The sequence below is a fragment of the Stenotrophomonas sp. STEN018 genome (genome assembly GCF_056760235.1).
Genome location: NZ_JBRREK010000101.1, coordinates 1 through 7,718, shown reverse-complemented (window position 1 = coordinate 7,718; position 7,718 = coordinate 1). Strand labels below are relative to the sequence as shown.

Annotated in this window: 9 protein-coding genes; all 9 read right to left on the bottom strand. The window is 64.8% G+C overall.

What is annotated here, in order from left to right:
- Positions 1-106: 106 nt before the first annotated feature.
- The 9 genes from hisIE to ACVOMB_RS20380 are packed head-to-tail and all read right to left on the bottom strand — an operon-like array spanning position 107 to position 7,517.
- The gene (gene hisIE / locus ACVOMB_RS20420) at positions 107-745 is read right to left on the bottom strand and encodes a bifunctional phosphoribosyl-AMP cyclohydrolase/phosphoribosyl-ATP diphosphatase HisIE (RefSeq protein WP_481532859.1); all 639 of its coding nucleotides are present in this window, start codon (positions 743-745) and stop codon (positions 107-109) included.
- The gene (hisF, locus tag ACVOMB_RS20415; protein ID WP_481532858.1) at positions 735-1,511 is read right to left on the bottom strand and encodes an imidazole glycerol phosphate synthase subunit HisF; all 777 of its coding nucleotides are present in this window, start codon (positions 1,509-1,511) and stop codon (positions 735-737) included. The genes hisIE and hisF overlap by 11 nt, the downstream gene beginning before the upstream one ends.
- Complete coding sequence (gene hisA / locus ACVOMB_RS20410) at positions 1,505-2,239, bottom strand: 1-(5-phosphoribosyl)-5-[(5-phosphoribosylamino)methylideneamino]imidazole-4-carboxamide isomerase (RefSeq protein WP_481532857.1); 735 nt, start codon at positions 2,237-2,239, stop codon at positions 1,505-1,507. Before hisA ends, hisF begins: the two co-directional genes overlap by 7 nt.
- Positions 2,236-2,835 carry an imidazole glycerol phosphate synthase subunit HisH gene (gene hisH, locus ACVOMB_RS20405; RefSeq protein ID WP_481532856.1) on the bottom strand — a complete coding sequence of 200 codons (600 nt, stop codon included), beginning with the start codon at positions 2,833-2,835 and terminating at the stop codon, positions 2,236-2,238. The genes hisA and hisH overlap by 4 nt, the downstream gene beginning before the upstream one ends.
- Positions 2,832-3,905, bottom strand: coding sequence for a bifunctional histidinol-phosphatase/imidazoleglycerol-phosphate dehydratase HisB (gene hisB, locus ACVOMB_RS20400; RefSeq protein ID WP_481532855.1), 1,074 nt, complete (start codon positions 3,903-3,905; stop codon positions 2,832-2,834). The genes hisH and hisB overlap by 4 nt, the downstream gene beginning before the upstream one ends.
- Positions 3,902-4,981, bottom strand: a complete 1,080-nt coding sequence (gene hisC, locus ACVOMB_RS20395) for a histidinol-phosphate transaminase (RefSeq protein WP_481532854.1) — start codon at positions 4,979-4,981, stop codon at positions 3,902-3,904. The genes hisB and hisC overlap by 4 nt, the downstream gene beginning before the upstream one ends.
- Positions 4,978-6,273, bottom strand: coding sequence for a histidinol dehydrogenase (hisD, locus tag ACVOMB_RS20390; RefSeq protein ID WP_481532853.1), 1,296 nt, complete (start codon positions 6,271-6,273; stop codon positions 4,978-4,980). Before hisD ends, hisC begins: the two co-directional genes overlap by 4 nt.
- On the bottom strand, positions 6,270-7,181 hold the full coding sequence (gene hisG / locus ACVOMB_RS20385; protein WP_481532852.1) for an ATP phosphoribosyltransferase: 912 nt from the start codon (positions 7,179-7,181) through the stop codon (positions 6,270-6,272). Before hisG ends, hisD begins: the two co-directional genes overlap by 4 nt.
- Before the next feature lie 9 nt (positions 7,182-7,190).
- Positions 7,191-7,517, bottom strand: coding sequence for a YerC/YecD family TrpR-related protein (locus ACVOMB_RS20380; protein ID WP_481532851.1), 327 nt, complete (start codon positions 7,515-7,517; stop codon positions 7,191-7,193).
- Positions 7,518-7,718 lie beyond the last annotated feature (201 nt).

Sequence of the window (7,718 nt, the reverse complement as noted above, 5' to 3'; positions counted from 1 at the left end):
TCTCCGGTGCGCTTCGCCGCAGGCCCCTCCGCGGGGCCCCCCCCCGCCGCGGGCGGGGCCCCCCCCCCCGCCCCCGCCCCCCCCCCCCCCCCCCCCCACTACAGTTTCAGCTGGCTGCCTTTTCTGCGGCCTTGGCGTGGCGGTCTTCGAGCACGGCGATGGCGTCGTCGAGCGACAAGCCGCGGGCGCGCAGCAGCACGATCAGGTGGAACAGCAGGTCGGCCGATTCGCCCAGCAGTTCGTCGTCTCGTTGCACGACGCCGGCCAGTGCGGTTTCCACGCCTTCTTCGCCGACCTTCTGCGCGATATGGCGTGCGCCCTTCTCGAACAGCTTGGTGGCATAGCTGTTGAGCGGACGGTCATGCTCGCGCTGCTTGATCAAGGCATTCAACGCACCGAGGAAATTACCCGGTGCGGCGCTGAAGCAACTGGTGCTGCCGGTGTGGCAGGTGGGCCCATGCGGGCGCACGCTGACCAGCAAGGTGTCGTTGTCGCAATCGCTGCGGATGTCGACCAGATCCAGATGGTTACCGGAGCTCTCGCCCTTGGTCCACAGACGCTTCTTGCTGCGGCTGAAGAAGGTGACCTTGCCGCTGCTGCGGGTGGTCTCCAGTGCGTCACGGTCCATATAGCCCAGCATCAGCACGCGCAATGTGGCCTCGTCCTGGATGATGACCGGGATCATGCCGTTGACCTTGTCCCAGTCCAGTGCAGCCGGATCAACCGGCTTGAATTCAGTAGACATCCCTAACCTCGATTTGTTGTTCGCGCAGGAACTGCTTCAGTTCCGGAATTGCGATGGCGCCGGAGTGGAACACACTGGCGGCCAAAGCCCCGTCAACGTCAGCCTGTTCGAATACATCGGCGAAATGCTGCGGCGTGCCCGCGCCGCCAGAGGCGATCAACGGAACCGTGCACAGCGCCCGGGCTTGGCGCAACTGTGCAATATCGTACCCCTTGCGCACGCCGTCGCTGTCCATGCAGTTCAGCACTATTTCACCTGCGCCGTGGGCTTGTACTTCACGCACCCAGTCCAGGGTCAGCTTGGCTTCGGCGCGGGTCTTGCTCGGGTCGCCGGTGTAGGAGCGCACCCGCCACTGGCCGTCGGCTTCGCGGATGGAGTCGATGCCGACCACAACGCACTGTTGGCCGAAGGCTTCGGCCAATTCTGCAATCAGCTGCGGGCGCTCCAGCGCCGGGGTGTTGATGGAAATCTTGTCAGCACCGGAATGGAGCACCGCACGCGCGGTTTCAACATCGCGGATACCGCCGGCCACGCAGAACGGGATGTCGATCAACCGCGCCACCCGCTCGATCCAGGCGCGATCGACCGAGCGCCCTTCCGGGCTGGCGGAGATGTCGTAGAACACCAGCTCATCAGCGCCCTGGTCGCGGTAACGCAGCGCCAACTCGGTGATGTCGCCCATGTCGATATGGTCGCGGAACTTGACTCCCTTGACCACGCGGCCTTCGCGCACGTCCAGGCAGGGAATGATGCGCCGACTCAACATGACAGGGCCTCATCCAGTTGCAGATGACCTTCCAGCAAAGCCTTGCCGAGCACCGCGCCGCCGCAGCCAGCAGCCTTGGCCGCGCGGATATCAGCCGCATCACGGACACCACCGGAAGCCTGCACCGCCACGCCGGGCAGCAACTGCGCCAGATGTGCATAGAGTTCGATATTCGGGCCGGACAGCATGCCGTCGCGGGAGATATCGGTGCACAACAGATGCTTCATGCCCGCCTGCGCGTAACGCTGGGCGAGCTCATCCAAGGTTACATCTGCGGTTTCGGTCCAACCGTGTACCGGCAAGCGCCATACACCGTCCTCGCCCTGACGAGTGTCCAGTGCAATGGTCAGCTGCTCGGCACCGAACTCAGCCAGCCAGGCCAATACCTGTTCGGGCTGACGCACCGCCAGCGAGCCGACCACCACGCGACTGGCGCCGGCATCAAGAATGCGCGCCACATCATCACGGCCGCGCACGCCGCCGCCGGTCTGCACCTTCAGCTTGGTGGTCGCTGCAATCTGCTGCAGCAAGGGCGCCAAGGTATAGCCGCCGGCCTTGGCCGCATCCAGATCGACCAGATGCATCCAGCTTGCGCCGGTCGCGGCGAACGCCTGCGCGCGCGGCAAGGCGTCGTCACCATAGGTGGTCTGCTTGGCGTAGTCGCCCTGCAGCAGGCGCACTACGCGCCCATCACGGATATCCAGTGCGGGGTAAACAGTGAAGCTCATACGGCAATCTCTAGAAAGTTCTGCAGGATGCGAGCGCCCGGCCCAGCCGAACGCTCGGGATGGAACTGCGCGCCGCATAGGCGCTCGCGCTGTACCACCGCGGTAAACAGGCCGCCGTGATGACAGGCAGCGACCGTATCCGAGGTAACCGGCGCGGCGTAGCTGTGCACGAAGTAAGCGCTGGAGCCAACCGGAACACCATCCAGCAAAGGCGATTCGCGCAAGGCCAGCAACTTGTTCCAGCCCATATGCGGGACGCGCACACCAACGCCCGGATGCAGCCGACGGACGATGCCCGGCAGCAGGCCGAGGCATTCCACATCACCCTCTTCCGAACGTTCAAACAGCAGCTGCATGCCAAGACAGATACCCATCAGCGGCACCTGCAGCTCGCGCAGCGGCTGCACCAGCCCCTGCGCGTGCAAGCGCCGCATGCCTTCGGCCGCCGCACCCACGCCAGGCAGGATTACCCGCTCAAGGCCGGCGAGATCCGCTTGCTCGCGCACCATCTGCACCTCAACCTGCAATCGCTCCAGTGCATAGCGCACCGAGCCCAGGTTGGCGCCGCCGGCATCAACCAGACCAACCTTGCTCACAAGGCCCCCTTGGTCGACGGCAACTCGGTGCCCTCCTTGCGGATGGCCTGGCGCAAGGCGCGGGCCAAGGCCTTGAAGCAGGCCTCAACCTTGTGGTGATCGTTCTCGCCCTCAACCTTGAGGTTGAGGTTCAAGCCGCTGGCATCGCACAGCGAGCGAAAGAAGTGCGGCACCAGCTCAGTCGGCATGTCGCCAACGCGCTCGCGCTTGAACTCGCCTTCGAACACGAAGTACGGACGACCGCTGAAATCCAACGCAGCGCTAGCCAGGGTCTCGTCCATCGGCAAGGTGAAGCCATAGCGACCGATACCGCGCTTGTCGCCCAATGCTTCACGCAAGGCCTGGCCCAGTGCGAGACCGGTGTCTTCGATGGTGTGGTGTTCGTCGATATGCAGGTCGCCCTTGGCTTCCACTTCCAGCGCAAAACCACCGTGGCGACCGATCTGATCCAGCATGTGGTCAAAGAATGGCAGGCCGGTATCGATCTTCGAGCTGGCGACCTTGTCCAGGTCCACGAAGACGCGGATCTGGGTTTCCTTGGTATCACGCTGCACGGTGGCGCGGCGCGGCGCGTCGGCCAGCTCATGAGCGATGGCATCCCAATCCCATTCACCGCCAAACTGCTCGGTGCGCAGTTGGAAGCCACGGATCTTCATGTTGTCTGCGAACTGGATGTCGGTGGGACGATCACCGACCATGCCCGAGCGCGCCCAGTCGATGCTGCGGTCCTGCAGATACGGAACCATCATGCCGATACCCGGCTTGCGGTTTGGGCTGTTGTCCTGCGGCCAGCTGGGGTCGACCAGCACGTCGCGGAACGTGATGCCCTGGCTGGCGAAGATCTGCAGCATCAGATCGTTCGGGCCGTCGAAGCTGGCCTGCGGATAGCCTTCGGTGCCGAGGCCGTCCTGGTTGGAAACGATGACGAACTGATAACCGGCATCACGCAACTTCAGCATCGCCGGGATCACGTTCTTGACGAAGCGGATCTTCTCGTAAGCGTCGATCTGGAAGTCGGCCGGCTCCTCGATCAAGGTGCCATCGCGATCGACAAACAGAATGGGGGTCATGCGGTGAGCTCCAGCGTGGCAAGGGCGTCGAGGACGCGATCGTTCTGTTCGGGGGTGCCCAGGGTGATGCGCAGCGCATCCTGCAGCTGCGGCGCAGCGCGTTGATCACGCACCACCACACCAGCATTCAACAATGCCTGAAAAGCCGCCTCGGCATCATTGAAGCGCACCAGCAGGAAGTTCGCATCCGAGCCGTAAACATGGTGTACACAAGGTTGCAGCGCCAAGGCGATGCGCAGCCGGCTGCGCTCGCTGCGCACGGTGGCGATGCGAGCGCGGGTCTGCGACAGCACAGCGTCGTCGAGGCCAGCAAGCGCCAAGGCAGAGCATGGGGTGGGAATCGGATACGGGGCCTGGCAGCGCCGCAGCACGGCGATCAGTGCTGCATCGGCAATGACACTGCCGATGCGCGCCGCAGCCAATGCGTGCGCCTTGGACAAGGTACGCAGTACCGCAATATTGTCAAAGCGATCCATCAAGGTGGTGGCGGACGGCTCATCGGCAAACTCGCCATAGGCTTCGTCAACCACCACCAGCGCCTGGCCGCGCAGCGCTTCGGCCACGGCCTGCACCTGCTGCAGTGGAATGCTCAGGCCACCGGGATTTGACGGCGAGCACAGGAACACCAGCTTGGCATTGCCCTGCTTTGCAGTGGCGATGACGGCGTCGATGTCAGGCACCAGACCCGCCTCGGTATCCAGCAGCGGCACTTCCAGTGCGGGTGCATTCTGCAGCCGCGCACTGACCGCATACATGCCGAACACCGGCGGCGTGTACAGCACGGCATCGCTGCCGGGAGCGCACAGGGCGCGCACCAGTAGATCGATGGCTTCATCGCTGCCGCGGCCTATCAGCAACTGCTCCGGCTGGCAGCCATACAGGCCGGCCAGGCGCTCGCGCAGTGCCTGCGGTTGCGGGTCGGGATAGCGGCGGCAACTGGCACCTGCGTCGCCGGGATTTGCCCATGCCGACTCATTGGCATTGAGCCAGATTTCACCCTGCAGCTTGGCGCTGCGCGCGGAGGAATAACCGCCGAAGTCGCGCAGGTCCTCACGAACCAGATCGAGCACGCTCACGGTGCGACTCCAAGCCGCAGCGCCACCGCATTGGCGTGTGCACCCAAGCCTTCGGCACGCGCCAAGGTCAGCGCGCACGGGCCTATGCCTGCGATCCCTTCGCGGCTGGCGGCCTGCACGCTGATCTGATTCTGGTAGCTGGCGACGCTGACACCGCTGTAGGCGCGCGCGGCACCGGCGGTGGGCAACACGTGATTGGTGCCGGAGCAGTAGTCACCCAGCGCTTCCGGGGTGTAATCGCCAAGGAATACCGAGCCTGCCGCTTCCACCTTGTCCAGCCATTGACGCGGCTCGCGCAAGGCCAGAATCAGGTGCTCCGGGGCGTAACGATTGGAGATTTCAAATGCCTGCGCAATCGAATCAACCTTGACCAGCAGCGATGCACCCAGCGCCTGGCGCGCAATCGCCGCGCGGCTGAGCTGCGCAAGTTGTGCTTCCACCTGGTCCTGCACGGCGGCAATCATCGCCGCGTCATCGCTGAGCAGCAGTACCTGCGAATCCGGACCGTGCTCGGCCTGCGACAGCAGATCAGCAGCGACGAACGCAGGGTTGGCGCCAGCATCGGCGATCACCAGCACTTCCGAAGGACCGGCCGGCATGTCGATGGCGGCGGCACCGGCTTGAGCGACCTGCTGCTTGGCTTCGGTGACAAAGCTGTTGCCCGGCCCGAACAGTTTGTCGCAAGACGGAACCGATTCGGTGCCATAGGCCATGGCGGCAATTGCCTGCGCGCCGCCAATCTTGAACACGCGGTGCACGCCGGTCAGGCGCGCGGCAACCAAGACTACAGGGTCAGCGGTACCGTCCTTGCGCGGCGGCGTGCACAGTACTACTTCGCGGCAACCAGCCAGCTTGGCCGGCACGCCCAGCATCAGTGCGGTGGACGGCAACGGGGCGCTGCCTGCAGGCACGTACAGGCCCACGCGAGAGATCGGACGGATTACCTTTTCACAGACCACGCCGGGCGCGGTTTCCACACTGTAGGGCTGGGCCATGCCGGCGCGGTGAAAGGTATCGATGCGCTCTGCGGCTTGCTGCATGGCGATGCGCAGCTGAGCCGATACCGCCAGCTCGGCAGCAGCGAACTCGGCTTCGCTGACTTCGAAGCGCTCCGGCGCGATGCCGTCGAAGCGCTCGGTGATTTCACGCAACGCCTGGTCGCCGCGGCTGCGCACCTGCTCGATCAAGCCGGCAACCGATTCGCGGGTCTGCGCGGCTACGGTTTGTACAGGACGGGTCAGAGCGCGGGCCTGTGCATTGGCGTCGAGCGCATTCCAATCAAGGATGTTCATACCAGCGACTTCTCCACCGCCAGCACCATCAAGCCTTGCGCGCCAGCACGTTCCAGTTCTTCCAGCCGCTGCCAGCTCAAAGCGCCACTGCACATGGTCTGCAACCGTACCGAGTCGCCCTGCCCTGGCAGGCGCAGCAGCGGCTCGGCATCAGGCAACAGGCGGGCCAGTTCTTCAACGCGATCCTCGGCGGCCGAGAACATCAGCAGCTTCTGGTCCTGCACCTTGCTCAGGCCGTCGAGACGTCGCAGCAGCATCGCCATCAGGCCCGCGCGGGCGTCATCAAGCTCGTGTACCGGTCCTGCGAGCACGGCTTCACTTTCAAGCAGTACTTCCACCGGCTTGAGTTGGTTGGCGGCCAGCGTGGCACCACTGGAAACCAGATCGCAGATGACTTCCGCCGTGCCCAGCTTCGGTGCGATTTCCACCGAACCGGACAGCTCAACCACCTGCGCGTCGATGCCCTGCTCCTGCAGCCATGCAGCAAGGATGGCCGGGTAGCTGGTGGCGATGCGCTTGCCCTGCAGCATCTGCACACCCTGCCAATCCCAGTCTTCCGGCACTGCAATCATCAAACGGCAGGAACCAAAGCCAAGTCCGCGCAGCGGCTGGTAGGCATCGGCCAGACCGATCTGGCGGCGGGCCTTGGCCTGCTCGTCCAATTCGTTCAAGCCAACCACGCCCAGATCGCAGACGCCGTCAGCGATCAAACCCGGAATATCGTCATCACGCACCAGCAGCAGGTCCACTGGCAACGATTCACCGAAGCAGAACAGCTTGTCGCGGCTCTGCCGCCAGCTCAGCCCGCAAGCCGCCAGCAGGCTGCGCGCAGGATCGGCCAGACGGCCGCTTTTCTGAATGGCGATGCGCAGCCGGTCGCGTGCCGGGGCAGAGGTTGAAGCACTCATGGGGTTATCTCAGTTGGATTCGGTTTTGCGCGTGGCGAGACGGTCGATGGCGACGGTGTACCCGCCGGCACCATGCTCGAGCGAACGCGCGACCCGGCCGATGGTGGTAACGCTTACCCCGGTCAGGTCATAGATCTCACGATAGGGCACACCCTTGCGCAACAAAGGGACCACCCGCCAGCGATCGGCCATGGCCTCCAGCTCGGCCGGCGTGCACAGATCGCGCAGGAAGGCCTGCACGTCTTGTGGCTTGTCCAGCGCGGCCAAAGCACGCGCCAGCGCCTTCAACGGGGCGTCGGTGGGCTTTTCTCGTTCGGTGTCGGGACGTGGCTTCATGATGTATCAATGTAATAGCGTGCTAATACATTAGTGCGAATCAGACCCCGAGTCAAACCGACCGCTCCGTAGTGGGGGGGGGGGGGGGGGGGGGGGGGGGGGGGGGGGGGGCGGGGCCCCCCCGCGGGCGCGCCCGGCGCGGGGGGGGGGGGGGGGGGGGGGGGGGGGGGCGGGGGGGGGGGGGGGGGGGGGGGGGGGGGG

What these genes read in the sequence shown, in the direction of transcription:
- hisIE (WP_481532859.1), bottom strand. Translation starts at nt 745, where the DNA reads ATGTCTACTGAATTCAAGCCGGTTGATCCGGCTGCACTGGACTGGGAC.
- hisF (WP_481532858.1), bottom strand. Translation starts at nt 1,511, where the DNA reads ATGTTGAGTCGGCGCATCATTCCCTGCCTGGACGTGCGCGAAGGCCGC.
- hisA (WP_481532857.1), bottom strand. Translation starts at nt 2,239, where the DNA reads ATGAGCTTCACTGTTTACCCCGCACTGGATATCCGTGATGGGCGCGTA.
- hisB (WP_481532855.1), bottom strand. Translation starts at nt 3,905, where the DNA reads ATGACCCCCATTCTGTTTGTCGATCGCGATGGCACCTTGATCGAGGAG.
- hisD (WP_481532853.1), bottom strand. Translation starts at nt 6,273, where the DNA reads ATGAACATCCTTGATTGGAATGCGCTCGACGCCAATGCACAGGCCCGC.
- hisG (WP_481532852.1), bottom strand. Translation starts at nt 7,181, where the DNA reads ATGAGTGCTTCAACCTCTGCCCCGGCACGCGACCGGCTGCGCATCGCC.
- ACVOMB_RS20380 (WP_481532851.1), bottom strand. Translation starts at nt 7,517, where the DNA reads ATGAAGCCACGTCCCGACACCGAACGAGAAAAGCCCACCGACGCCCCG.